The sequence below is a fragment of the Flavobacterium ranwuense genome (genome assembly GCF_004349315.1).
Classification (GTDB): Bacteria; Bacteroidota; Bacteroidia; order Flavobacteriales; family Flavobacteriaceae; genus Flavobacterium; species Flavobacterium ranwuense.
On the sequence record NZ_SMLH01000006.1, the window covers coordinates 164,286 to 186,323 of the forward strand.

24 protein-coding genes and 1 pseudogene are annotated in these 22,038 nt (G+C 33.7%); 10 read left to right on the plus strand and 15 right to left on the minus strand.

The genetic code is table 11. The features are described 5' to 3' along the window. Nucleotides 1–40 precede the first annotated feature (40 nt). Nucleotides 41–457, plus strand: coding sequence for a DUF6691 family protein (locus E0I61_RS11635; protein WP_132071592.1), 417 nt, complete (start codon nucleotides 41–43; stop codon nucleotides 455–457). 44 nt (nucleotides 458–501) lie between these two features. On the opposite strand, the gene E0I61_RS11640 is transcribed toward E0I61_RS11635, so the two are convergent. The 8 genes from E0I61_RS11640 to E0I61_RS11675 all read right to left on the minus strand — a co-directional run bounded on the left by E0I61_RS11640 (nucleotide 502) and on the right by E0I61_RS11675 (nucleotide 7,111). Continuing rightward, complete coding sequence (locus E0I61_RS11640) at nucleotides 502–1,173, minus strand: lysoplasmalogenase (RefSeq protein ID WP_131997085.1); 672 nt, start codon at nucleotides 1,171–1,173, stop codon at nucleotides 502–504. A 9-nt stretch (nucleotides 1,174–1,182) separates the two neighbouring features. Then, nucleotides 1,183–2,454, minus strand: a complete 1,272-nt coding sequence (locus E0I61_RS11645) for a sterol desaturase family protein (protein ID WP_132071594.1) — start codon at nucleotides 2,452–2,454, stop codon at nucleotides 1,183–1,185. A gap of 95 nt (nucleotides 2,455–2,549) precedes the next feature. After that, nucleotides 2,550–2,825: an ATP-dependent Clp protease adaptor ClpS gene (locus tag E0I61_RS11650; RefSeq protein ID WP_091170920.1), complete on the minus strand. Its 276-nt coding sequence runs from the start codon at nucleotides 2,823–2,825 to the stop codon at nucleotides 2,550–2,552. Nucleotides 2,826–2,870: 45 nt separating this feature from the next. Further along, nucleotides 2,871–3,704, minus strand: a complete 834-nt coding sequence (gene prmA, locus E0I61_RS11655; protein ID WP_131997091.1) for a 50S ribosomal protein L11 methyltransferase — start codon at nucleotides 3,702–3,704, stop codon at nucleotides 2,871–2,873. Nucleotides 3,705–3,814: 110 nt separating this feature from the next. After that, nucleotides 3,815–4,567, minus strand: coding sequence for a triose-phosphate isomerase (gene tpiA, locus E0I61_RS11660; RefSeq protein WP_131997094.1), 753 nt, complete (start codon nucleotides 4,565–4,567; stop codon nucleotides 3,815–3,817). Nucleotides 4,568–4,633: 66 nt separating this feature from the next. After that, nucleotides 4,634–5,131: a TlpA family protein disulfide reductase gene (locus E0I61_RS11665; RefSeq protein WP_132071596.1), complete on the minus strand. Its 498-nt coding sequence runs from the start codon at nucleotides 5,129–5,131 to the stop codon at nucleotides 4,634–4,636. 228 nt (nucleotides 5,132–5,359) lie between these two features. Beyond that, entirely contained in the window at nucleotides 5,360–6,460 is a 1,101-nt protein-coding gene (locus E0I61_RS11670; RefSeq protein WP_132071598.1) for a BT_3928 family protein, read from the minus strand. A gap of 105 nt (nucleotides 6,461–6,565) precedes the next feature. Then, nucleotides 6,566–7,111: a DUF1599 domain-containing protein gene (locus E0I61_RS11675; protein WP_131997103.1), complete on the minus strand. Its 546-nt coding sequence runs from the start codon at nucleotides 7,109–7,111 to the stop codon at nucleotides 6,566–6,568. 88 nt (nucleotides 7,112–7,199) lie between these two features. On the opposite strand from E0I61_RS11675, the gene folP reads away from it, so the two are divergent. Together folP and E0I61_RS11685 are read left to right on the plus strand one after the other, a co-directional pair. Next, on the plus strand, nucleotides 7,200–8,021 hold the full coding sequence (gene folP / locus E0I61_RS11680) for a dihydropteroate synthase (protein ID WP_132071600.1): 822 nt from the start codon (nucleotides 7,200–7,202) through the stop codon (nucleotides 8,019–8,021). Nucleotides 8,022–8,026: 5 nt separating this feature from the next. Beyond that, the gene (locus E0I61_RS11685; protein WP_132071602.1) at nucleotides 8,027–8,656 is read left to right on the plus strand and encodes a hypothetical protein; all 630 of its coding nucleotides are present in this window, start codon (nucleotides 8,027–8,029) and stop codon (nucleotides 8,654–8,656) included. Nucleotides 8,657–8,678: 22 nt separating this feature from the next. On the opposite strand, the pseudogene E0I61_RS11690 reads toward E0I61_RS11685, so the two are convergent. From E0I61_RS11690 to E0I61_RS11715, 6 genes and pseudogenes are all read right to left on the minus strand, one after another. After that, nucleotides 8,679–8,807: pseudogene (locus E0I61_RS11690) on the minus strand (23S rRNA (pseudouridine(1915)-N(3))-methyltransferase RlmH); the annotation flags it as partial. 81 nt (nucleotides 8,808–8,888) lie between these two features. Then, a complete protein-coding gene (locus E0I61_RS11695) occupies nucleotides 8,889–9,356 on the minus strand; it encodes a CHRD domain-containing protein (protein ID WP_132071604.1) in 468 nt (155 codons plus the stop codon). 368 nt (nucleotides 9,357–9,724) lie between these two features. Beyond that, the gene (gene rlmH / locus E0I61_RS11700) at nucleotides 9,725–10,198 is read right to left on the minus strand and encodes a 23S rRNA (pseudouridine(1915)-N(3))-methyltransferase RlmH (RefSeq protein ID WP_132071606.1); all 474 of its coding nucleotides are present in this window, start codon (nucleotides 10,196–10,198) and stop codon (nucleotides 9,725–9,727) included. A gap of 155 nt (nucleotides 10,199–10,353) precedes the next feature. Then, nucleotides 10,354–13,347 (minus strand): endo-alpha-N-acetylgalactosaminidase family protein, encoded by a 2,994-nt coding sequence (locus E0I61_RS11705; protein ID WP_132071608.1) that lies wholly within the window; start codon nucleotides 13,345–13,347, stop codon nucleotides 10,354–10,356. Between the two features lie 499 nt (nucleotides 13,348–13,846). Next, on the minus strand, nucleotides 13,847–14,317 hold the full coding sequence (locus tag E0I61_RS11710) for an SRPBCC family protein (RefSeq protein WP_132071609.1): 471 nt from the start codon (nucleotides 14,315–14,317) through the stop codon (nucleotides 13,847–13,849). A gap of 58 nt (nucleotides 14,318–14,375) precedes the next feature. Next, nucleotides 14,376–14,849 (minus strand): hypothetical protein, encoded by a 474-nt coding sequence (locus E0I61_RS11715; protein ID WP_132071611.1) that lies wholly within the window; start codon nucleotides 14,847–14,849, stop codon nucleotides 14,376–14,378. A gap of 258 nt (nucleotides 14,850–15,107) precedes the next feature. On the opposite strand from E0I61_RS11715, the gene nadC reads away from it, so the two are divergent. The 5 genes from nadC (at nucleotide 15,108) to priA (ending at nucleotide 20,492) form a co-directional block, all read left to right on the plus strand. Continuing rightward, nucleotides 15,108–15,965 (plus strand): carboxylating nicotinate-nucleotide diphosphorylase, encoded by an 858-nt coding sequence (gene nadC / locus E0I61_RS11720; protein WP_132071613.1) that lies wholly within the window; start codon nucleotides 15,108–15,110, stop codon nucleotides 15,963–15,965. Then, nucleotides 15,962–16,870: a YihY/virulence factor BrkB family protein gene (locus E0I61_RS11725; RefSeq protein ID WP_131997130.1), complete on the plus strand. Its 909-nt coding sequence runs from the start codon at nucleotides 15,962–15,964 to the stop codon at nucleotides 16,868–16,870. Before nadC ends, E0I61_RS11725 begins: the two co-directional genes overlap by 4 nt. 155 nt (nucleotides 16,871–17,025) lie before the next feature. Continuing rightward, nucleotides 17,026–17,457, plus strand: coding sequence for a DUF2147 domain-containing protein (locus E0I61_RS11730; protein WP_132071615.1), 432 nt, complete (start codon nucleotides 17,026–17,028; stop codon nucleotides 17,455–17,457). A 75-nt stretch (nucleotides 17,458–17,532) separates the two neighbouring features. After that, nucleotides 17,533–17,967, plus strand: a complete 435-nt coding sequence (locus tag E0I61_RS11735) for a DUF2147 domain-containing protein (protein ID WP_131997136.1) — start codon at nucleotides 17,533–17,535, stop codon at nucleotides 17,965–17,967. Nucleotides 17,968–18,041: 74 nt separating this feature from the next. Then, a complete protein-coding gene (gene priA / locus E0I61_RS11740) occupies nucleotides 18,042–20,492 on the plus strand; it encodes a replication restart helicase PriA (RefSeq protein ID WP_132071617.1) in 2,451 nt (816 codons plus the stop codon). 10 nt (nucleotides 20,493–20,502) lie between these two features. On the opposite strand, the gene E0I61_RS11745 is transcribed toward priA, so the two are convergent. After that, nucleotides 20,503–21,198, minus strand: a complete 696-nt coding sequence (locus tag E0I61_RS11745; RefSeq protein ID WP_131997142.1) for a LytR/AlgR family response regulator transcription factor — start codon at nucleotides 21,196–21,198, stop codon at nucleotides 20,503–20,505. A 165-nt stretch (nucleotides 21,199–21,363) separates the two neighbouring features. Here E0I61_RS11745 and rpsF point away from each other — a divergent pair, with 165 nt between their 5' ends. Next, nucleotides 21,364–21,705 carry a 30S ribosomal protein S6 gene (gene rpsF / locus E0I61_RS11750; protein WP_035671622.1) on the plus strand — a complete coding sequence of 114 codons (342 nt, stop codon included), beginning with the start codon at nucleotides 21,364–21,366 and terminating at the stop codon, nucleotides 21,703–21,705. Between the two features lie 5 nt (nucleotides 21,706–21,710). Continuing rightward, nucleotides 21,711–22,007, plus strand: coding sequence for a 30S ribosomal protein S18 (gene rpsR / locus E0I61_RS11755; RefSeq protein WP_007138295.1), 297 nt, complete (start codon nucleotides 21,711–21,713; stop codon nucleotides 22,005–22,007). The last annotated feature ends 31 nt before the right edge of the window (nucleotides 22,008–22,038 follow it).

Consider the following 22,038-nt stretch of genomic DNA (forward strand, 5'->3'; position numbering starts at 1 on the left):
ACTAAGCAATCATAATGACCTTAATATTAAAATAAAAAGCATGAAAAATACAGTAAAATATTTATTAGTTGGGTTTGTTTTTGGAATTGTATTGACTAAATCCGAAGCCGTTTCTTGGTATCGTATTTACGAAATGTTCCAATTTCAGTCGTTTCACATGTACGGAATTATTGCTGTAGCTATTTTGACGGGAGTGATTGGCATTCAAATCATAAAAAGAAACAATATAAAAGACATCAAAGGAGAATCCATAGGAATTCCGGATAAAGAAAAAGGCTCCGCACGATATTGGATTGGAGGATTGTTTTTCGGATTGGGTTGGGCATTGGTAGGTTCTTGTCCAGGTCCTATATTTATCTTATTGGGAGCCGGTTTTTGGACTGTTCTGATAGTGCTTTTTGGCGCTTTACTAGGCACCTATTTATATGGATTATTGAAAAATAAATTACCTCATTAATCGAAACACATCTGATATTAAAGTAGCATTCTCGTATGAAAATGCTACTTTTTTTTGTTTAATTTCAAAATACCGGCAACAATTAAGTATTGTGCAATTAAGTAGGTTGCCATAATCAGAAATGAGCTGTATTGCAGTGGCGCATAAAACTTATCAAATGCCAGAATAGTATCTGAAGCAACAAAAATAACAGCACCGATTAATATATAGATACTGGCGGGTTTTTGCCAGTTTAAAAAGCCTTTGAGCGCAAATAAAAGCATAATGGAAATTGTCAGGGCATAAACAAAAACAGGAATTTTTAAGTCACCTAGACTGGGTAATAAAATCAACATCATTACTATTAAATAAAAGGCAATTGCTGTAACTCCTACCCAGAAAATGATTTTACTTTTCTTTAAATAAATCTTTAATTGTTTGCTGAACAATATAATATAGGAAATATGCGAAAGAAGAAAGGCAATCAATCCTGCTATAAAATATAATTTTCCTTTGTCAGCAAACATCAAAATAATATCACCTATCCATGACAAAGTCAAAGCTGTTAAAAGAATTTTTTTGGTAGTGAACCTTTCATGTAAAAAAACTGCCAGAATTAGAAACGGCAATAAAAATGGTTTGAAATACCAAGCCGTATCTTCATTTCCAAAAAATAGAAATGAAAGATAAACAAGACTAAACCCAATAAAACTATTTAATATTATGTTGCTTTTCATACGTTATTTTTAAGATTGAGCTATAATCATTGTTTCTTTTTCAAAGTTACTGCTGACAAAATAAATGGTCACTATCAATGACAAGATAAGATAGCCTGCAACAACATAACTCGCAAAAGGAAAGAGTTGATCCATTCCAAACCAATCGCCAAAGTAGAAAATTAGCCCAATTCCGAATGCAAAACGAATACTTTCCCAGAATACAGAAATTTTCCGGGTATCCATTAATTCAGTATAACTGTAAACGGTCAGGAAAATAAAGGCACCGTAAATAAATACATTTGGCAAACCTATTATTGCTATGGAATTATACATATAACTAATAAGTAACAATGTAATAATAGCTTGAAATAAGGACCAGTACATCAGTTTTTTAGAATGTTGGACTCCATATTTTTCAAAATCATAGACATTGGTGATTTTGGTTACGGGATATTTTTCTTCAAAATTTTCTGGACGCCAGCCCGTTGGTTTAAACCAAATGGTAAACTTGTCTTTCCAGTTTTCGGCACGCCAAGCATCCGTAATTAATAACCATAAATGCTGAAAATTAATCCGAATAGGATTCCAGGTTCTCGCTGGTCTTGTGATTCCAAAAACGGGTGGGACGGTTTCTAATTCTGCTTGAAAAGTACCAAATAACTTATCCCAAATAATAAATATTTGTGAATGATTCTTGTCCATGTATTCAGGGTTGATGGCATGATGAACCCTATGGTGCGATGGCGAAACCAGTATGTTTTCCAGAAAACCAATTTTCTTAATGTGCTTGGTGTGATACCAGAATTGCAGGAATAAATGAATCGGTAAGGTTATCGCAATCACTTTGGAGGGAACTCCCAAAAGAGCGGCTGGAATCAATAAAAAAGTGAAAAGATTCACAAAACTGGAAACGGGTTGACGCAAGGCACATGCCAGATTGAATTCTTCACTACTGTGATGAATCGCATGTTTGTTCCATAAAAAATTAATTTGATGAGACAAACGATGACTCCAATAGCCATAAAAATCAATAGCGATAAATCCAATGAGATAAGTTAAAACGGTTGCTTCAAGATCGAATAAAGCTATTTTGGAGACAATCCAATCGTAGGAAACCAGCGTTATGCTGAGTCCCAAAACATCTTTTAGAGAGTTAATCATTCCAGAACTTACGCTCGAAACAGAATCCATGTTTGGTGCCGTATCTTCCCCTTTATAATGCCCGTATATTTTTTCGATGATAATTAATATCAAAAAAACGGGCATTACAAAAACTAAAATTTTACCATATTGTTCCATAAAAAAGCATTATTTTCATTCAAATATAGAATAAAAGAGAATGTTTTTTGAATTATTCACAGTAATTTATTTCTTAAAGGGAAGTTTTATTAGTCTTAAATTATCTCTGCATTTAATCCTGCTTCTAATAATTGGGTGCATTGTGGTTTTAATTTTTCGTAAGGACCCGTTTTTACGGTACACTTCCCATTATAATGTACAATTAATGAACATTGTTCTGCTTGTTCCGGAGTGTGATCACAAACGCGAATCAAAGTTTCAATAACATGGTCAAAAGTATTTACATCATCGTTGTAAACGACTATTTCATTGTCCAGACTTATAGCTTCCTTAACACTAACTCTTTCTCTTACTTTTTCTTTAGTACTCATTTTGTAGGTTTTTGTACTTTCGTAATTAATAAAAAAATAGTACCACTAATTTACATATTTTAAAGATACCCAATTGTTTCTTTCAAATTTTTTAACATATGTTAGCCCTTTTTCAGTACAAGAAGCATCTATAAATGGTATATCTTCGTGATAGAAACCACTTAAAAGTAGTGTCCCATTAGGATTTAAACTGTCTACATAACTTTGCATATCGTTCAACAAAATATTCCTGTTGATGTTAGCAATAATCAAATCGTATTTTTTACCTTCTAATAAAGCGGCCTCACCTTCATAAACTGTAATGTGCTTACAATTATTGCGTTGTGCATTTTCTATAGAATTCAAGTAACACCAATTATCAATATCAATGGCGTCAATTGGTTGCGCTCCTTTCATCTCGGCAAGTATTGCTAAAATGGCAGTTCCACATCCCATATCCAGCGTTTTCATTCCAGTAACATCTATTTCTAATAAATGCTGAATCATCATGTGTGTAGTCTCATGGTGACCTGTTCCAAAACTCATCTTTGGTTCGATTATAATATCAAATTCGGCATCCGTTTTTGGGTGAAAAGGCGCACGTACATGACAATTTCCATCGACATCAATCGCTTCAAAATTCTTTTCCCATTCTTCATTCCAGTTTACTTGTTCGATTTCTTCAAATGTATAATCGATTGTAAATTCCTCCGATTGTAAAATATGAATATCTTCTAAAATGGTTTCATCCCACAAATCCTTTTGTACAAAAGCTGAAATACCGCTTTCAGTTTCCGTAAAACTCTCGAATGCTTTTTCTCCTAATTCTGCAATTAATATTTCAGACCCTAATTCTTTAGGTTCAATAGTAAAATGATACCCGATATAAATGTTTGACATGCTTCTTTTTTTTGCAAAGGTACTATTTCTCTTTATTCTCATGAATAATTTAAACTATAAAAAAAGCGATGATTAATTTCACCGCTTTTTATATTGTTAAAAAATGAAATTTATATAGCATTTACAATTGCTACAAAATCATCTGCTTTTAGGGCAGCACCACCAATAAGACCACCGTCTACATCTGGTTTTGAGAATATTTCTTTAGCATTTTCAGGTTTTACACTTCCACCATAAAGGATGGATACGTTTTCAGCGATTTCACTTCCAAAAGCTTTACGAACTGTTTCTCTGATGAATTCATGCATTTCTTGCGCTTGTTCCGGAGAAGCTGTTTCTCCAGTTCCTATTGCCCAAACTGGCTCATAGGCCAAAACAATACTTTCCCAGTCTTTGGATTCAATATGGAATAAACCATCACGCAATTGGTTTTCTACCACATTAAAATGATTTTTTGATTGACGGTCTTTTAATTCTTCGCCGAAGCAAAAAATAACCATCATATCATGTTCCAAAGCCGTATTTACTTTATTAGCAATCAAAGCATCCGTTTCATGAAAAATAGCTCTGCGTTCTGAGTGTCCCAGAATTACAATATCTACACCAACACTTTTTAACATATCAGCTGAAATTTCACCTGTAAATGCACCGCTTTCTGCTTGATGTACGTTTTGTGCAGCAACATCAATATTAGTGAACTCTAAATGATCTACAGTTGAAGCCAAGTTTACAAACGTTGGAGCTACAATTACTTGTGCTTTTGTATCTGTAGGTATTTTTGCTATTAATTCATTCAATAAATCTTCAGTTTGCTCTGCATTTTTATGCATTTTCCAGTTTCCGGCAACAATCTTCTTTCTCATTTTAGTTGTATTATATTTAGTTTTTGGTTTTAGTTTTCCAATATTGTAATTGATTATTACAAAGTGTTATTTTAAATTTTTGAGAGTCTCATTGATTTTATCAAAATCAGTTTCTATAGCACGGTATAAAACGATCTTTCCATTTTTGTCTATAACAATGTATCTTGGGATCCAATCGACATCAACAGCTTTAGCAAATACCCCTTTCATTTGGTCATTTGCCATGAAATGGTCCCCTTTCAATTCGTGCTTTTCGATTCCTAGTTTCCATTTATCGGCAGTTTTATCCATCGAAATAAATAAGTACCCAACATCAGGATTGTTAGCTTGTAGTTCTTTAAATTTAGGCATTGCTTTAACACAATCGCCACACCAGGAAGCCCACACTTCAATTACCAAGGTTTTTCCTTTGTGTTTTTTTAGAATATCCTTAAAAGCAACTTGACTTCCATCAGTGGCTAAAAGGGTTTCGGATAAAGCTTCTTTGGAGAATTTAGTTTTTTGCGCATTTGATGTGCAAGAGAATGTTGCTAACGCAATTAGTAATGCTATTATTCTTTTCATTATAGTAATGTTTTTTAACAAAGTTAAACAAACAATTTGAATGCGTTATACAGAATAAGAAATTTTGAAAGCATTATTCGAAAATGACAAAGCAATATCGTTATAGTTTATAAATAATCGAATGATTTTGATTCACTGGTTTATTTAGAAAGCAGTTGTCATTCTTTTTATGTCTAAAGTCGTAAAGTTTTCTATTCGGACTTTACGACTTTAAACGGTAGAAGTTATTTAGAATTGTAAATCTGAAATATCATTATGATGTACCTTTTGTTTTATCGTTCCTTTTTCAAGTAATACAATACTTGGATTGGCTCTTTCGATAGTTTTTACAGTAATAGCATCACAAAAATAGAAGTCAAATGTCAATCCGAATTGTTTTTTTGCAGCAGCTATTTCTTCCGGTAAAGAAGCCGTCATAGCAACTACTTTATAGCCTTTTGCTTTAGCTTCCTGATTCAGTTTTTCCATTTTTGCCATTCCACTGTGATCCGCTTTAACCAAATCGTATGCTGTAATCAACATCAATTTTGGTTCTTCTAAAAACTCGTCTTTGTAATCTGAACCGTCTTTTTCCATGGTGAAATCATGTATAGGAGGAACGTAACCTTCTGTAATGACTTTGTCTTTTCTATCTACAAATACGGCGCCTTCAGGAATTGACATCAAATCCTTTTCGGTAAATTCTTTATCGACACCACCAACTTTGTAAATAAAGACCATTTCTACCACTGATTTTTCTGCTCCGTCAGGAATTCTCATTCCTTTTTGAATATTGTTCCCTACTTTATAAGGTCTGAAATCGATTAATGGTAAATGGTTTAAAACCCAAACTCCCATAAGTGAAGATAAAACGATACTGGCGTAGATAACTATGTTTTGTATATTGTTGCTAAACAATGGTTTAACTAGTTTTTTATTAAAAAATAATATTAGAATAAAGAAAAGTAAAACGATATCCTTAGTAAACGATTGCCAAGGTGTTAGTTTTAAGGCGTCTCCAAAACAACCACAATCTTTTACCACATTAAAATAAGCAGAATAAAAAGTCAAGAAAGTAAACAGTACAATCAGGATTAGTAAACTCCAAATTGTGAATTTGGTTTTGTAACCAATGAGCAACATAATACCCAGAACTACTTCAAGAATTACTAAGAACAAAGCGATTCCCAATGCAAATGGAACAAAAAAGGGTATGTTGAAAACAGGTTCACTGAAATATTCAGCCAGTTTGTATGAAAACCCAATAGGGTCATTCAGTTTGATTAATCCGGAGATAATAAATAGGATTCCAACGAAAATTCTAGAAAATTGAGTAATTATATTTTTCATATGAAGATAATATTTGTTTTTTTAATGGAATATGGTATCGCCATTCTTGATTCCAGTTTGTGATTTTGGAATCCTGACGATTTCATGTTCAGTTATTGCTTTTTATTATTTATTTCCAAAACCCATTAAAATCAAGGCAAAAATTGAATAATTGATCATGTCCTGATAATTAGCGTCGATTCCTTCAGAAACTAATGTTTTTCCTTTGTTATCTTCAATTTGTTTGACACGAAGTAGTTTTTGCAAAATCAAATCTGTCAGTGAACTCACACGCATATCACGCCAAGCTTCACCATAATCATGATTTTTATCTTCCATTAATTCCTTGGTCAGTTTGACTTTGGCATCGTATAATTCGGTTGCTTTAGCAACGCCTAAATCGGGTTGATCTACAACGCCTAATTCCAATTGAATCAAGGCCATAATTGAATAATTAATAATCCCGATGAATTCGCCTGTTTCATCTTCATCAATTTTGCGAACTTCGTTTTCTTGTAGACTTCTAATTCTTTGTGCTTTAATGTAGATTTGGTCCGTCAATGAAGGCAATCTTAAAATTCGCCAAGCACATCCGTAATCTTTCATTTTGTTGATAAACAGCGCGCGACAAGTCGCAATTACAGTATCATATTCCTTTGAAGTATTCTTCATTATTGGTGTATATTTGTATTCAAATTTTTTCAAAAATAAGATAATTTTTTTGAATGTAGAATTTTGAAGTCTTTAAAACTGTAAACGAATGACTATTAACTGTAAAGGAATACTTGTTGACTTATCAACTCCCAAAGTAATGGGGATTTTGAATGTGACGACCAACTCATTTTTTGATGGTGGAAAGTATAAAAATGAAACCGAAATCCTTTCTCAAGTCGAAAAAATGCTAATGGATGGCGCGACTTTTATAGATATTGGCGCATATTCCAGTAAACCAAATGCAGAATTTGTCTCGGAACAAGAAGAAATTTCTAGAATTGTACCTGTTGTAGATTTGATTCTAAAACATTTTCCAGAAACGATAATCTCTATTGATACTTTTAGGAGTGAGGTGGCAAAAGCTTCTATTGAAAGCGGTGCGGCTATCATCAACGATATTGCAGCAGGAAATCTGGATGATAAAATGTTTGAGATAATTGCAAAATACAATGTTCCTTATATTATGATGCACATGCGGGGCAATCCGCAAACCATGCAAACACTCACGGATTACGATGATATTGTAAAAGAAATGTTGTTCTATTTTTCCGAGAAAGTGGCTATGGCCAGAAGTTTTGGAATCAATGATTTAATTATCGATCCAGGCTTTGGCTTTGCCAAAACAATAGATCAAAATTACGAGGTTTTTCAAAAAATGGAATTGTTTAATATGTTGGAACTGCCACTTTTTGTTGGAATTTCCAGAAAATCAATGATTTACAAAACGCTAGGCACTACAGTAGAAAATGCGTTAAACGGAACTACGGTTTTGAATACTTTGGCGTTGACCAAAGGTGCTAAGATCCTTCGTGTTCACGATGTAAAAGAAGCTATGGAAAGCGTTACATTATTCAATAAAATCAACTAATAAAGATGAGATATTTTACTCTGATTGCTCTTTTTACTTTGTTCTCTTGTGGAAACAAAGAAGATATTTTGTTGCCAAAAGCCAATATTACAATTGTCAAAAATGTAGATGATCTTTCTCCAATCTATATTTTTTTTAGAACAAAAGGCAATGATACGCTGGTAGAAGTAAATAGGAAAAACAGTATTATTTCGACTAATTGGATTCTAAATGTAGACAAACGTTTGCCGTTACGACTTGCCATTCCGGAAATCATGAAGTTGCAACAAAGAAAGCGCGAGGAAAAGGCACACAAGAATGAAAAGGCCGAAAATTATTATTCTTATGCTGATACGATTGGTAAAAACGTAGCTTTTATTCCTTTTACAAATGTGTATTACAGAATCGATAAGCCTTTAAGTGGAGGCTTTATATTTTATTTCAAAAAGGATTCGGATCTAGTTTTAATTAACAATATTCAAATAAAAAAAAGTGAAGTTTTAAATTATGTGTATAGTTTTAATTTTGCTATTAATCCTAGAATAGAATTGGTTTTTGATAAAAATATGAGTTTTGAAGAATATTTACAAATTAAGATTTTGACAAGAGAATTGGATACTTTTAATAAAGAAGTTCCTGAAGAATACATCGATTAAATGACTAACCTCTTAAGCATTTCTATTGATGATGATACGGTTCGTTTCTCAAAATCGTAAATCCACGATACAATTGCTCGATAAAAAACAACCGTACCATTTGATGCGAAAAGGTCATGAGAGAAAGTGAGATTTTACCTTGCGCTTTCCTTGATAATGCAATATTTAAAAATGACAAAGGCTTTCTTTTGTAAAAAGAAAGCCTTTAGTCTTATAGGTAAAAAATTGCAGTTTAATAACCGCCACCACCACCTCCAGAGGTAGTCCCTTTAATAAGTTGTCCCCTTATTTCTCCTCCTGGATATGCGGCACTGTGTATGTTTACATAATGAAGATTGGCTTTAAGGTCAGCTTCTTGAGCTGCAGTTAATGCAACGCTTGTGTAAGTTATAGGTGAGGTTAAACTAGTAAACGGAAACACAATATCTCCGCTCACTCCTACAGCACCCTTGTGTATATGACCACCCGTAGCTGTTACACCAGAGTAGGTTACTGTAATTGTAAATGTTTTTGTAGTATTATTGAATGTAAGTGTTGCCGTTCCTGTTGCCGTTGAAGCATTGGAAGGCACTTCACTTGTACCATTTAATGTAGCATTAAAAGTTGTTAAGCTTGGACCCGGATTGTCATTGTTATTATCGCAAGATGCGATACCCAATAAAAAAAATGGAATTGCTAAAAATCTAAATAAGTGTTTCATAATAAAAATTTTTAAAAGTTAAAAAGGATTGACTATTATTACTGTTAGAAAGTTTTGTTATTTGTATATTATACCGTGTTGAATTACACAATGTTTTTCGGTTAATATGCTGATATAGTGATAGGTAAAGTTAGTTTTTTTTTATGCACATCGTAAAAAAAATGATGAAAATTTAGAATTTGGTATGATATTACTTTTGACGACAGTAAAAGAAGTTTTTGCGTTTAATTCTTTTCTTGAATTTTAGTGCTTTTGATATAGATAATCAGATTCAATTTTCACAAATTAAAACTGATTTTTTGAATGTTGAAAAATAATTTGGAATTTATTTATTGAGCGAAATTCTGCGACTGAAAACTGAACACTTTTTACTGATGATGATACGGTTCGTTTCTTAAAATCGTAAATCCGCGATACAATTGTTCAATAAAAAACAAGCGTACCATTTGATGGGAGAAAGTCATTAAAGACAACGATATTTTTCCTTGTGCTTTGGCATAAACGGTATCCGAAAAACCATAAGGACCACCAATTACGAAAACCAAAGTTTTTACTCCAGAGTTCATTTTTTTCTGTAATTCCTCTGAAAAACCGACGCTCGAAAAGTTTTTCCCGTTTTCGTCCAATAAAATAAGTTGGTCTGTTGGTGCGATTTTAGATAAAATCAGTTCGCCTTCTTTTTCTTTTTGCTGACTTTCGGATAAGTTTTTTACGTTTTTGATATCAGGAATAATATCCAAATCAAACTTGATATAAAATGACAAGCGTTTGGTGTAATCATCTATTAATGTTTGTAAGGCTTTGTTATCGGTTTTACCAATAGCAATCAGTTTGATGTTCATTTTTCAAGTGTTTCAAAAATGCAAATATAGAAAATTAGTATTTTTAACCTTGTTTTTATTCAATAAAACGGCCTGTTTCATTTCGAATAACTTATAGATATTTTCTAATAAGATTATGTTCTATTTGAAACAGACCGTTATTTTTATACTGTTGATTAATTCTCTATGATAACTAAATCATCAACTATTAAATCAGAATCTTTACCATTCAGTTTTTCGATTCCGAACCATGAATTTCCACTCTCAGATCCCAAGAAGGTAAAGGAAGTTTGGGTTGGAGTGTTAGCTGGATTGATAGCAATAGCTATTTTGGTACTGGTTCCATCCCCCATTACTAAAGCATAATCAGCTCCAGATGCTTCGTAATTAAAGGTTACAGTATAGGTTTTACCCGCTTTGAATCGAACGGTTTGTGGGATTGTTTGAAGCAATAGTCCCGGTTCTTCACCATGGGCTTTTAGTGACCAGTTTCCATTGATTACATCATCTATTGGTTTTTCATTCCATCCTTTTTGAGTATAAGGAGCATGCAATTCAGCCAAATGCGTTCTAGGGTCATTTACTCCTCCAGAAGGTCCTTTAATGAAAGGATACAGTCCGTCAGGAATATATTCAAAGTTTTCTGCAAAAAATATATTCGCAGGTTTTGCCGTTTGTTTTATTGCTGCCACACGCAGATCATCAAACAAAACTTGTGAAGTACCTGCTTCTGTGCGAAGGAATAAATTTGCCGTGGTTTGCCCTTCTGAAACTTTAAAAAACACATACATACGTTGCATGTTGCTATCGTGTTTCGAATCAGCAGAAATATAGTTTTTCCACAATGAGTTGTTAGCATAGGAGCTTACTTCTTGTCCTCCGTAGTTATTGACGCCTAGATAGGCTCTTCTATCGGAACTTGTTGCTACATAAACGGAAGCGTAATACGTTCCAGAAGTTAATCCGGTAATGGTTTGACTTACTGTTACCGGAGTTGTTCCGCTAACTTCAAGTTCATATTGTCCAATTTTATTACGAACTACAGCAACTCCGTTGCCATCCACTTTCCAGTTCTTTAAGTTTCCGCTGTTGAAACCAGGATCTTTTATAAAAGTTCCTTCTCCAAAACTGGACAAAGTATTGGAAACATTTTTATTTTTGTCTAAAACATAAGGCGTTTTCGAATCAGCTAGTATGGTAAGCTGGCCATTTTTTATTTCAATTTGTTGCACAAATTCTCTTCCTTGATCGGTTAATTTATACTGTTGAACTGTTTTCAAATTCCCCCAACTTTTTGGCAATTCCCAAGTAGTAGTTCCTCCGGTTTGATTCCAATGATATAATTTTTCTTCCGTATAAGGATTCCAAGGTAATAAGTAGCTATCTCCATTTAATACTATTTTGCCGTCTTTGGTAATGGTTCTTTTGCCGGAAACTAAACTTACAGTTACATTTTTTTCTAGAGAAATAACGTTTTCCTCCCATTTAAGAATTGGGAAATGTTGCAAATATTTTGTTGATAATCCAGTCCCGAAAGTCATTTCGATGGTTTTATCGATATTGTTTCTCCCTTGCCAACCTTCAAAGTCATCCATTTCAGTTCCGCCTAATAGAGGATGTCTGGCAATCCAAGTGTCTTTTTGGTGGTTGCGAATGAATCTAACAATTTGACTGTTGAATCCTTTGATGTCTTTTCCTCCATAATTGTAATCAACAGCCCAGTGATTCCAAATTGCATCATATTCATGGTCATTAGGGAATTCAGTTGTCAATGTTAATCCCAAAGAATGAATTTCGCTACCTAATTTTCGGCTGTCCCAACTTCCTTTGGCATACCAAACATCACAATAGATAAAAGCCAATGAAGGGACTTGATCCTTTAGTGATTTAAGGCGAAACATTCTGTTGTTACTACTGGCATCATAACGCTTATTGATATAGTAAGAAGGGTCAAGCCAATCCCAGCCTTTTTTGGTTTTGTCAACTAATGAATCGTCAAAAGCCGTGGCTTCAGGATAAGATTCTGTTCCATTGATATGTACACCCATAAAAGCATTGTATTTAATCGCTTGCTTGCAAAGCATTTCCATGTCTTTGGCCCCGCCTTGTCTTTTTCCTATATCTCCGTAGTCGGGATGTTTAGAATCATGACCCTCAGATCCGTAGCCTTTTAGGATTACATATTGGCCCAAACCATCTGTATTAAGGAAAATTCTTTTGGTTTCGTCCAGCGTTTTTGTAAACGGATTTGTTGCCTGACTGGCAAAATTCATTGGGATACGTTGTACCACTAAATCTTTGATTTTATCACTGCCCATCGGGTTGTTCATGATACTTCTAAAAGCTATTGCACCATCCTGCCAGTCCACTTTATTATCTCCGTTTGCATCATTGGTAATGACAATTTTGGCTACAGGAAGCGGATCAGTTGCTTTCATTCCTTTGGCTCGGTAAATCCATGAACCACTCCATATTCCTGTGCGAGCATAATTTTTTGTCACAACTGTCTGTTTTTGAACTCTGCTATCGTCATTTTTTTCCGTAACGGAATTACTCCATATGCTTGCCGCTAATTGCGCTGTATTGACAATACCATACAAATAATTTTTTAAGATGCTGTCTTTTGCCATTGTTGCTTTAAGCGGCAGGAATTCGTCTCCGGTTCCTTTTACTGCAGTAAACATTTTTGCACCAGCAAAAGAAGCTTCAGTTTGTGAGCTTCTTACGGAAACTAAATTATGGTTGGGTATTTCAAAGGTACTTACCTTGAAAGTGCCGTTTTCAGTAATTTGAGTTACATTGAATTCAACAATATTGGCAACCACTTTGATTTGAATTTTTACCGAAACTTTGATTTCAGGAATGTCTAATACGTAGTTTGCTGTGTTTTTTGCTATTGAAAATGTGGTTTTCGGGCTATATAATTTCCCGTTAATTAGCACTTGTGATAATTGATCTTCTTGCCCGTAAAGAATAGTTCCGTTTGCAATCCAGTTGTATTGAATTATTCTTGGGAACGATGAATCCAGTGTGACTTTAATAGTTTTTGATTCTATGGTTTTTATGGCATTCGTATCATCGGGAAAACCTTTCTGTTCGGTTGCGTGGGTTTGTATTGAAAGCAGTTGAAAGGTTAAAATCAAAAGAGCATTGTGAAAAAGTAATTTCATTTGTAAAATGGTTAATTTAGAGTTTTTATGTTTTGTCAAGGTATAGTTTTTTATTTTCAGTTTGATACTACTGAATTTAGTTTTGTTATGATTTAAGACAAAATATGAAAAATCGAAATTAGAATATTTTTCTTGGATAACAGGACATTGCCTACCAGTTTGTGTAGATTTTAGAAATAGAAAAAAGTATTAGCTTTAAAGTTTAAAACTGAGAGAATGAGATCAAAAAATAGGGCAGGCCTAATTTTTTTTTAATAGAAGCAAACAGAATTAAGGTACTTTTTTTGCCGCATAAGAAAATAGAGTTCAGTATTTGCAAACGGAAAAATGCGTTAGGAAATACTTCAGATTAATTAGTGAAATTCTTGTTTATGGATTCTTCCTGATTTTTGCGTTCACAAGTAGACACAAAAGCCGTTTTTTTTAAAATGGTTGAGGCGTTTTGTAGGTATTTTGCTAAAATTTATCAGCAGTAATAGTCCTTTGTAGAGTTTATTATTTACTCATTAAGTTCCTTTGGAAATCTGTCTGAAACTAAATTAAGCTCAATGTTGTGTTCCAAGTAGGCTTTCAAACCCGCTAAAACTAATGTAAATCCTTCTGTTGAATCCCTTATTTGTGAGATAAGTTTTTCGGTTTCGTCATGAAATACACTATTAACGATGCTTACAAAAGTTCCGACTTTACCTAAATTTTTAAACGTCCATTCCACAGTTGTAATTTCATCAGAATTACCCCATTCGATTGTGATTTTTTTATTCAGTTCAATCGTTTTAGGTCTAACCAAAGTAGAGTGATTGTACATTTCCCAAGTCCATTCTGTTTCTTTTCCTTCTTCAAGTTTTCCGGAGCTTTTCGTAAACCAAAATTTAGTTGTGATTTCTGGATTTATAAATGCCTGAAAAACGTCTTCGATGGGTTTTCTAATTAGCATTTCAGCTTTTGCATAATATTTTGTTTCTGTAGTCATAATAGTGATTTTCAAACGAATTCATGCCAGTTTTTAATGGATATTTGAGTGGTTCATATTATGATTTAGGTAATGGTGCTCCTACTGCAATATCACATCGGTGATTGGTTTGACCGTGTGGCGGGTTCATTCCTTCTGGTGTAGGTGTCGTAGCAACTGGCGTTTGAGTAGTGGTAGCAGGAACAGGTTGATTCTGTTGCTGAACTGCTGGTTTATTTGTACTTGCAGCGGGTGGAGAATTCAATGGAGCGCCTACGGGAATATCACAACGATGCGATGGCTGACCGTGTGCTGGATTCATTCCGGCTGCTACAGGACTGGAAGTTGCCACAGTATTATTTGGATTTACTGTATTTGTGGGTGTAGTTTGTTGAATCTGAGTTGTTGTTGCCGCTCCGCTCTTCATTTGTTTGCCCACTTCAGTAAAGGGAACTACATTTGTTGGAGTTGCGTTATTTTGTGGTTCAATTTCTTTTTTGCAAGAAGTCAATAGTATTGAGGATACAAAAAGAAGGCTTAAAAAAGATTTCATAATCAGTGTTTTAGTTACTAGTTCAAATATAAGATTTTAAATAATACAGTACTATATAAAATAATTGATTTTATTAGATGAAAATGACAGATTACATGATGGTTGCTAAATTAATGACAATGATATTTTTATCTTAATTAAGGGTGTGATCTTTGTTAAAACACATTCATTTACCTCTTTTTTTTAAAGAACCCAGCGTACATATTTTCAAATCCACAAAATAAATCTTACTTTAGCATTCCATAAATTTCCTATAAAATGATTAGCGACATACAGTTTAAAAGCGAGTTAGACATACTGATACAAAATGCCATTCGGGAAGATATTGGCCCGGGCGACTATAGTTCTTTGGCTTGTATTCCAGCTACAGCAACAGGAAAAGCGAAGTTGCTTGTAAAAGAAGACGGAATTATTGCGGGTGTGGCTTTCGCCAAAATGATTTTTGAGTATGTAGACCCTAATTTGCAAATAGAAACTTTTATCAAGGATGGAACTCCGGTAAAAAAAGGAGATGTTGTTTTTCATGTTTCGGGAAGTTCGCAATCTATTTTGAAATCGGAACGTGTAGTTTTGAATTCAATGCAAAGAATGTCAGCCATTGCTACTAAAACCAAAGAATACGTTCGTTTATTAGAAGGAACCAAAACTAAAATTCTCGATACGCGTAAAACGACACCGGGATTCAGAGCTTGTGAGAAATGGGCGGTGAAAATTGGCGGAGGCGAAAACCATCGTTTTGCTTTGTATGATATGATTATGCTCAAAGACAATCACAACGATTTTGCCGGTGGAATTACTTTGGCTATAGCCAAAACCAAAGCTTTTTTAAAAGAAAATAATCTAGATTTAAAAATCATTGTTGAAGCCAGAAATCTGGATGAGATCAAAGAGATATTGGAGAGTGAAGGCGTTTTTAGAATTTTAATTGATAATTTCAATTATGATGATACTAAAAAAGCAGTAGCTTTGATTGGGGATAAATGTCAAACAGAATCCTCGGGAAATATTAACGAAAACACCATTCGGTATTATGCAGAATGTGGCGTAAATTATATTTCGTCTGGAGCCTTGACTCATTCTATTTATAACATGGATTTGAGCTTAAAAGCGATATGAGTAAAGAAATAGAAGTTAAATTACAAAGAATTCCAATAGTACGGAATCTGGTTAATGTGCTAAAAAAGATAGAGCTTCCTTGGCTGCAAGGATTGTCGTTGTATGATTTATTGGAACTTTACGGGTTAGGAATTGTCGAAAGCGCGCTAACATATCATGCCAGTGCGATTGCATTTAGTTTTTTTATGGCATTATTTCCTTTTGCGCTGTTCATCTTAAATCTTATTCCATACATTCCTATTGAAGGTTTTCAGGATGATTTTCTTCAATTTGTTAGGGATGGAGTGCCGCCCAATACGTACGATGCTATTTATAAAATCATCAATGATATTCTTAATAACAGTCACTCAGGATTAGTGTCTTATGGATTTTTATTATCTATTTTGTTGATGGCAAACGGTTTAAATGGAATCCTTGGCGGATTTGAATCTTCCCGCCATGTTCTCATAAAAAGAGGGTTTATAAGGCAATATGTAGTTGCTTTGGGAATGTCCTTATTGTTATCCTTTTTGTTGATTGTGACTGTGGCAACAATAGTGGTTTTTGAAGTTTTTATTCAAAAAACAATACTGAGTGATCAAGTTGCGTTAATTGTTTTAGGAAGATATGCATTTGTAATTTTAATGATTTTAGGCATAACGTCTATACTTTTCAAGTTCGGTACAAAACACGATAAAAACAGAGCATTTATATCGATAGGTTCCGTGTTTACTACCATATTGATTCTTTTGGATTCGTATGTTTTTGGTATATGGGTAATAAAGTTTTCTAAATACAATGAATTATATGGATCGATAGGAACATTATTGATCTTGATGTTTTACATTTGGATTAACTGTATGATATTGCTGTTAGGTTTCGAATTGAATGCCACAGTAAATAAATTAAAAGCAAAAAAAGAGTAAAGTATTAAATTAAAATAGTTTCAAAATTAGGAGCTATTTCCTGCTATTCGTTCCAATCTGTCATTTGCGAGGAACGAAGCAATCTTACGATTTGATTGCTTCGTTCCTCGCAATGACAGGATTTCCACTTCTATCAGGGCTAAAAAAGTGCAACAATGAAAAAAAGCATAACAATACTCGCATTATTTATTTCGATGACATTCTATAGTCAAAAACATACTGTTGTCGGGAAATGGAAGACTATTGATGATGAAACTGGACAAGCCAAATCAATCGTGGAAGTCTATGAAAAATCCGGAAAAATCTATGGTAAAGTAGTTGAGATTCTGGAGGAAGAAAATAAAAATAGGATTTGCGAAAATTGTTCGGGAGAGGATAAAAACAAACCGATTCTAGGCATGGTTGTCATAAAAGGACTTTCAAAAGTAGGAAAGGAATATAAAAAAGGTAAAATCCTCGATCCCAAAAACGGAAAACTCTACCAATGTTTTATTACACTAGATGGTAATGGCAAACTGAAAGTTCGCGGTTTTGTCGGAATTTCATTGTTTGGACGAACCCAATACTGGTATAGAGTAAAAGATTAATTATTGTCATTCATTTGTTTGAGTGAAAATTTGGTAGGAGATATTATTTAGAGAATATAATTTAATATAATGAAAATGATAAATAAAAGTAATGTGTTAGGTCTGATGTTATTTTTTATGACGACTTTATGTGTGCAAGGTCAAGGTGTTATCGGAAAATGGAAGACGATTGATGATCAAACAGGAAAAGCCAAATCAATCGTGGAAATCTACGAGCGTTCTGGAAAAATTTATGGAAAAATCATCGACATATTTGATGTTGAAAAGAAAAAAAACTTGTGCGTAAATTGTCCTGGTGACGAAAAAAACAAACCGGTTTTAGGTCTTGTAATTATTAAAGGGCTTACAAAAGATGGTAATGAATACAATGCAGGAAAAATTCTTGATCCAACATCAGGGAAATTATACAAATGCTTTTTGGCTCTCGAAGGAAATGACAAATTAAAAGTGCGTGGATATGTCGGCGTAGCATTATTTGGAAGAACACAAACCTGGAACAGAGTGAAATAATTATAAATTGTGAGTTATGAGTTCAAAAAAAGAACCAGCATAACTCAAAATTCATAACTCATAATTAAATAAAAATGCATTTCGTCGAAGTAATTTTACCACTTTCTTTAGCCAAAACCTTTACTTATAGCATCTCTGAAGCAGAGTTCCATTATATAAAAATTGGAATGCGGCTGGCGGTTCCTTTTGGTAAAAGTAAAATTTATACGGCATTAGTAATTGAAATTCATCAAAACAAACCCAGTTTATACGAAGCCAAGGAAATTCATCAAATTCTGGATGAGAAACCCATTGTAACCGAAATCCAAATTGCACACTGGCAATGGATTGCTTCCTATTATATGTGCGCCATTGGTGATGTGTATCGTGGTGCCATGCCGAGTGCACTTTTGCTGGAAAGTGAAACTGTAATTTCTCAAAAAACAGATTTGGATATAGATGCAAGCCTGCTTTCGGATGATGAATTTTTGGTTTACGAAGCTCTGCAACAGCAGAGTTCTCTGAAAGTGCAGGACATTATATCTATTTTAAACAAGAAGAATATCTTTCCTGTTATTCAAAAATTGATAGACAAAAACATATTAGTACTTCAGGAAGAAATACAGGAAACCTACAAACCTAAGTTGGTGCGTTATGTTCGTTTGCATCCTAAATATGAATCAAACGATGGGTTGAGCGAATTACTCGAAACACTTAAAAGTGCCAATAAGCAAAAGGAAATTGTATTAAACTATTTTCAATTGAGCGCTGTAGAGAAGAAGCCGATTACCGTAAAAAAACTGGTTGAAGCGGCCAATTCTTCTTCGGCAATTGTTAAGGCATTAATGGAAAAAAAAATATTTGAAGATTATTTTCTTCAGGAAGACCGAGTAAATTTCACAGGAAAAATACGCGAAGATCAATTGCAGTTGAGTTTGGCTCAGCAAAAAGCCTTTGAGGAAATCAAAGAAAGTTTCACTCAAAAAGAAGTGTGTTTGTTGCATGGTGTCACTTCGAGCGGGAAAACAGAAATCTACATTAAGCTCATCGAAGAATATTTGGAAACCGGAAAACAAATCTTGTATTTATTACCGGAGATTGCTTTGACGACACAATTGGTTGGCAGGCTGCGAACTTATTTTGGTAATAAAGTAGCTGTTTTTCATTCGAAATATAATAATAACGAACGCATCGAAGTTTGGAATCAAGTTTTGGTAAATTCTGAGAAAGCACAAGTGGTGATAGGAGCGAGGTCGTCCTTGTTTTTGCCATTCTATAATCTGGGATTCATAATTGTAGACGAAGAACACGAACAGACTTTTAAGCAAGTAGATCCAGCGCCGCGTTATCATGCTCGCGATGCGGCTATAGTTTTGGCTCATTCGCATAAAGCAAAAGTGCTTTTGGGTTCGGCTACGCCAAGTATTGAAACGTATTTTAATGCCAAATCGGATAAATTTGGTCTGGTCGAAATTTCGGAGCGATATGGAAATGTCATGATGCCGAATATTGAATTGGTGGACTTGAAAGATAAATACTTTCGTAAAAAAATGACAGGACATTTTAGTGATGTTTTAATTGAGGAAATCAATATTGCTTTGTCATTGGGCGAACAAGTCATTTTGTTTCAAAACAGACGCGGATATTCTCCTGTAATAGAATGTATGACTTGCGGTCATGTACCACAATGTCAGCAGTGTGATGTGAGTTTAACCTATCATAAGCATAAAAACCAGTTGCGTTGCCATTATTGTGGATATACAATGGCAAAACCTACACATTGTCATTCCTGTTCCAGCGTTGATTTGACTACAAAAGGCTTTGGAACCGAACAAATCGAACAAGAGTTAGTGTCTATTTTTCCAAATTCAAAAATTGGAAGAATGGATCAGGATACCACCAGAGGGAAATTTGGATTCGAAAAAATTATCGATAGCTTCAAGAATAGAGAAATGGATATTTTAGTTGGAACGCAAATGCTGGCCAAGGGATTGGATTTTGATAACGTGAGTTTGGTGGGAATCATGAATGCGGATAATATGTTGTATCATCCTGATTTTAGGGCTTTCGAGAGAAGTTTTCAAATGATGACTCAAGTTGCAGGAAGGGCAGGACGGTCAGAAAAACAAGGAAAAGTGGTTATACAGACGTATAATCCCAATCATAATACAATACAGCAAGTCACTAATAATGATTATTTGGGCATGTACAAGGAACAGTTGTATGACCGCCAAATATATAAATACCCGCCGTATTTCAGGATTATAAAGCTTACTTTGAAACAGCGTGATTTTGATAAATTAAAAGAAGGCTCGATGTGGTTGTATCAAGTGATGGGTCAGAACCTTAATATGCCGGTACTTGGACCTGAAGAGCCTGCAATAAGCAGAATTAGAAACGAATACATTCGTACGATTATAATTAAAATCCCTCAGAATGTATCAATTGTAAGCACAAAAAAAACTATCCAGAAAATATTGAATAGTTTTGAAGCTGTAGCCCAATACAGAGCTATAAAAGTTACGTCAAACGTTGATTTTTATTAAAATTAGTAGGCTATGAAAAGGCAAGTGCTCTTACTAAATCTTCTTTTTTGTGTCTGCTCAAAGGAATTTTTGTAACTCCAATTTCAGCAAATTTACTATTGAAACGTTCTACTTTATCAATGTTGATAATATAGGATTTGTGTACACGTACAAATTTTTCTTTTGACAGGTCATTTTCAAAAGATTTCATGGTAGAAAGCACCAGATTGCTATCTTCTTCAGTAACTACTCTAACGTAATCACCAAAAGCTTCAATCCATTTTATTTTAGAAGTGAAAATTTTCAATTTTTTCAAATTGCTTTTAATGAAAATATGTTCCCCTTCTTCTTCTTTGTTTTCTTTTTTAAGCAGATGTAAGTCAATGGCTCTTTTAACCGAAGAGTTGAATCTGTCGATTGCAATTGGTTTTTGAAGGTAGTCCGTAGCATCATAATCAAACGCTTTCATAGCATACTCAGCTTTTGAGGTTATGAAAATAATTTGAGGTTTTACTTTTAAACCATCCAAAAAATCAAAGCCACTAATTACCGGCATTTCAATATCTAAAAAGATAAGATCTACATTGTGTATAGACATACAACTTCTAGCTTCGATTGCATTAGAAAAATCACCTATTAAGTGTAAATTTTGATGATTATTAACTAACTTTGCGATAATCATTCTTTGAATAGAACTATCATCTACTACGACACAGTTTAGTTTCATAATTTAGTATTTTAGATTTGGCAGAGTAAATATATTACTTTTTTATTTTAAAAAAAACTAATTGAGCCGATTTTTTTACCATACGTCGAATAAAATGAAATATGACTTGTTTAATCAGATTTATTGATTACTTTTGCACCCAAAATAACAAATAAATATATATTTATGAATCATTATGAAACTGTTTTCATTTTAAATCCCGTTTTATCTGAAGTTCAGGTAAAGGAAACAGTAAGCAAATTTGAAGATTTTCTTACTAGTAGAGGAGCAGAAATGGTGTCGAAAGAAGACTGGGGCCTTAAAAAAATGGCTTACGAAATTCAAAACAAAAAAAGTGGTTTTTACCATTTATTCGAATTCAAAGTAGCTGGAGAAGTTCTTATTGCTTTTGAAACTGAATTTAGACGTGACGAAAGAGTAATGCGTTTCTTGACTGTAAGTCTTGATAAACATGCTATTTCTTGGGCTGAAAGAAGAAGAACTAAATTAAAATCTACAAAAGCTTAATTATCATGGCAACATTACAACAATCGGCTTCAGGAAAAAAAGACGGAGATATCAGATATCTTACGCCTTTGAATATAGAAACTAACAAAACTAAAAAGTATTGTCGTTTCAAAAAATCAGGAATCAAATATATTGATTATAAAGATGCTGATTTCTTATTGAAATTCGTTAATGAGCAAGGAAAAATTCTTCCTCGTCGTTTAACTGGAACTTCATTAAAATACCAAAGAAAAGTGTCTGTAGCTGTGAAAAGAGCACGTCACTTAGCTTTAATGCCTTATGTGGCTGATTTACTAAAATAATAAAAATTAACAGTTGTTGGTTTTCTGAAAC

Coding starts and splice junctions, on each gene's coding strand:
- E0I61_RS11635 (WP_132071592.1), top strand. CDS start 41: ATGAAAAATACAGTAAAATATTTATTAGTTGGGTTTGTTTTTGGAATT.
- E0I61_RS11640 (WP_131997085.1), bottom strand. CDS start 1,173: ATGAAAAGCAACATAATATTAAATAGTTTTATTGGGTTTAGTCTTGTT.
- E0I61_RS11645 (WP_132071594.1), bottom strand. CDS start 2,454: ATGGAACAATATGGTAAAATTTTAGTTTTTGTAATGCCCGTTTTTTTG.
- E0I61_RS11650 (WP_091170920.1), bottom strand. CDS start 2,825: ATGAGTACTAAAGAAAAAGTAAGAGAAAGAGTTAGTGTTAAGGAAGCT.
- prmA (WP_131997091.1), bottom strand. CDS start 3,704: ATGTCAAACATTTATATCGGGTATCATTTTACTATTGAACCTAAAGAA.
- tpiA (WP_131997094.1), bottom strand. CDS start 4,567: ATGAGAAAGAAGATTGTTGCCGGAAACTGGAAAATGCATAAAAATGCA.
- E0I61_RS11665 (WP_132071596.1), bottom strand. CDS start 5,131: ATGAAAAGAATAATAGCATTACTAATTGCGTTAGCAACATTCTCTTGC.
- E0I61_RS11670 (WP_132071598.1), bottom strand. CDS start 6,460: ATGAAAAATATAATTACTCAATTTTCTAGAATTTTCGTTGGAATCCTA.
- E0I61_RS11675 (WP_131997103.1), bottom strand. CDS start 7,111: ATGAAGAATACTTCAAAGGAATATGATACTGTAATTGCGACTTGTCGC.
- folP (WP_132071600.1), top strand. CDS start 7,200: ATGACTATTAACTGTAAAGGAATACTTGTTGACTTATCAACTCCCAAA.
- E0I61_RS11685 (WP_132071602.1), top strand. CDS start 8,027: ATGAGATATTTTACTCTGATTGCTCTTTTTACTTTGTTCTCTTGTGGA.
- E0I61_RS11695 (WP_132071604.1), bottom strand. CDS start 9,356: ATGAAACACTTATTTAGATTTTTAGCAATTCCATTTTTTTTATTGGGT.
- rlmH (WP_132071606.1), bottom strand. CDS start 10,198: ATGAACATCAAACTGATTGCTATTGGTAAAACCGATAACAAAGCCTTA.
- E0I61_RS11705 (WP_132071608.1), bottom strand. CDS start 13,347: ATGAAATTACTTTTTCACAATGCTCTTTTGATTTTAACCTTTCAACTG.
- E0I61_RS11710 (WP_132071609.1), bottom strand. CDS start 14,317: ATGACTACAGAAACAAAATATTATGCAAAAGCTGAAATGCTAATTAGA.
- E0I61_RS11715 (WP_132071611.1), bottom strand. CDS start 14,849: ATGAAATCTTTTTTAAGCCTTCTTTTTGTATCCTCAATACTATTGACT.
- nadC (WP_132071613.1), top strand. CDS start 15,108: ATGATTAGCGACATACAGTTTAAAAGCGAGTTAGACATACTGATACAA.
- E0I61_RS11725 (WP_131997130.1), top strand. CDS start 15,962: ATGAGTAAAGAAATAGAAGTTAAATTACAAAGAATTCCAATAGTACGG.
- E0I61_RS11730 (WP_132071615.1), top strand. CDS start 17,026: ATGAAAAAAAGCATAACAATACTCGCATTATTTATTTCGATGACATTC.
- E0I61_RS11735 (WP_131997136.1), top strand. CDS start 17,533: ATGATAAATAAAAGTAATGTGTTAGGTCTGATGTTATTTTTTATGACG.
- priA (WP_132071617.1), top strand. CDS start 18,042: ATGCATTTCGTCGAAGTAATTTTACCACTTTCTTTAGCCAAAACCTTT.
- E0I61_RS11745 (WP_131997142.1), bottom strand. CDS start 21,198: ATGAAACTAAACTGTGTCGTAGTAGATGATAGTTCTATTCAAAGAATG.
- rpsF (WP_035671622.1), top strand. CDS start 21,364: ATGAATCATTATGAAACTGTTTTCATTTTAAATCCCGTTTTATCTGAA.
- rpsR (WP_007138295.1), top strand. CDS start 21,711: ATGGCAACATTACAACAATCGGCTTCAGGAAAAAAAGACGGAGATATC.